Source organism: Mesorhizobium sp. M2A.F.Ca.ET.039.01.1.1 (assembly GCF_003998035.1).
Taxonomy (GTDB): domain Bacteria; phylum Pseudomonadota; class Alphaproteobacteria; order Rhizobiales; family Rhizobiaceae; genus Mesorhizobium.
In genome coordinates this window covers 1-1,458 of sequence record NZ_RZRY01001117.1, presented here as the reverse complement: position 1 = coordinate 1,458, position 1,458 = coordinate 1, and the positions used below count along the sequence as shown (strand labels likewise).

At 63.6% G+C, this 1,458-nt stretch carries 2 protein-coding genes; both read right to left on the bottom strand.

From position 1 onward, the window contains the following. Positions 1 to 166: 166 nt before the first annotated feature. Positions 167 to 733 (bottom strand): DUF6101 family protein, encoded by a 567-nt coding sequence (locus tag EOA24_RS37770; RefSeq protein ID WP_126078596.1) that lies wholly within the window; start codon positions 731 to 733, stop codon positions 167 to 169. Between the two features lie 184 nt (positions 734 to 917). After that, the coding region (locus tag EOA24_RS37765) for an FAD-binding oxidoreductase (protein WP_245501958.1) at positions 918 to 1,458 on the bottom strand (541 nt) is incomplete at its 5' end.

The window sequence follows — 1,458 nt, the reverse complement described above, 5'->3', positions numbered from 1 at the left end:
AACAAAACGAAGCCGCTCATCCATGATGCCAGTCTCTCGCCAAACCATCGCCGGTCCTCCCGGCTGGCAAGAAAACTGTCACCCATCTAATCGGTCCATTCTGTTACCTATCTATCCGGTTCGGACACCGGGCACTTCTCCCCGTATAGAGACGGGGAGAAGAAACCTACTCCCTTGCAATGATCTCCTGGCCGTCGATGACGAGCCTCAGGCCCAGATTGCCGGCCTTGCGGCGGGCGAGGAAGCGCGGGCGGCGCGTGGTGGAGACGCGGCCCTTGCGGCGCTCCTGCGGCGGCAGCGCCTTGATGGCGGCGCCGAGCGATTCTTCCAGCGTGCGGGCAATGCCGTCGGCCTCGATCAGCAGCATCGGCAGGCGATAGGCGTCGGCCCAGGCGCGCCAGTCGGCGGCGACGTCCTCGAGATCGTCGGCGACCAGCAGCGGCACCGAGAGCATCGGATCATTGTGCAGGAGCTCGAGCGTCACGGTGACGTTGCCGTCCGGATCCTCCATGGCGCGCGCGGCAACGCCGCGGAACGCCTTGGCGGGCAGCGCGATGATCGCCGGCAAACCGCTCATCTCCAGCATGCGGCGGATGACGGCGCCGCGCTGGTCGATGGTGAAGGTCACATCGCCATAGTCGTCGCGGGTGGCGTAGCTCACCATCTGCGGCAGGCGAAATGGGTCGAGACGCATGTTGCGCCCGGCCCAGACTGGCTTCAGTCCAGTGTTCATCGATGTCTTCCCTGTTACTCCTGAGGGCCGTTTTCCGGTTCTCTCAGGGCCGGTTTTTCCGGCCTCGTTATGGGAAGAAATGTTAGCGCTGGCTTCTTACCGGCGCGCTTAAGAAAGTCGGTTAAATTTTGCTGATCTCAGGGATGGTTATCGGAATGCGACCGTCCACCAGATATGGGAAGGATCAGATAACCTTACCGGGATTCATGATGCCTGCGGGATCGAAGGCGGCCTTCACCCGGCGCATCAGGTCGATGGCCATCGGCGGCGCCGTGGCGATCAGCTCGTCGCGCTTCAGCTGACCTATGCCGTGCTCGGCCGAGATCGAGCCGTGGAAGGAGCGCACGACATCGTGCACGGCCTTGTTCATCGGGTGATAGAGCTCGAGGAACGGCTCGTCCTGCCAATCCACCGGACGCGAGATGTTGTAGTGCAGATTGCCGTCGCCCATGTGGCCGAAGCAGACCACACGCGCGCCGGGGCAGACGCCTTCCACCACGCCGGCCGCCTTATCGATGAAGTCGGGGATCGAGGCGATCGGCACGGAGATGTCGTGCTTGATCGAGGCCCCCTCAGGCTTCTGGCATTCGGGCAGCGTCTCGCGGAAATTCCAGAAGGCGTCGCCCTGGGCCAGGCTTGCCGACACCACCGCGTCGCCGACGATGCCTTGCTCGAGGCCGGCTGACAGGATCTCCTCGATCAGCGCCTTGCCGTCCTCCTCGGAG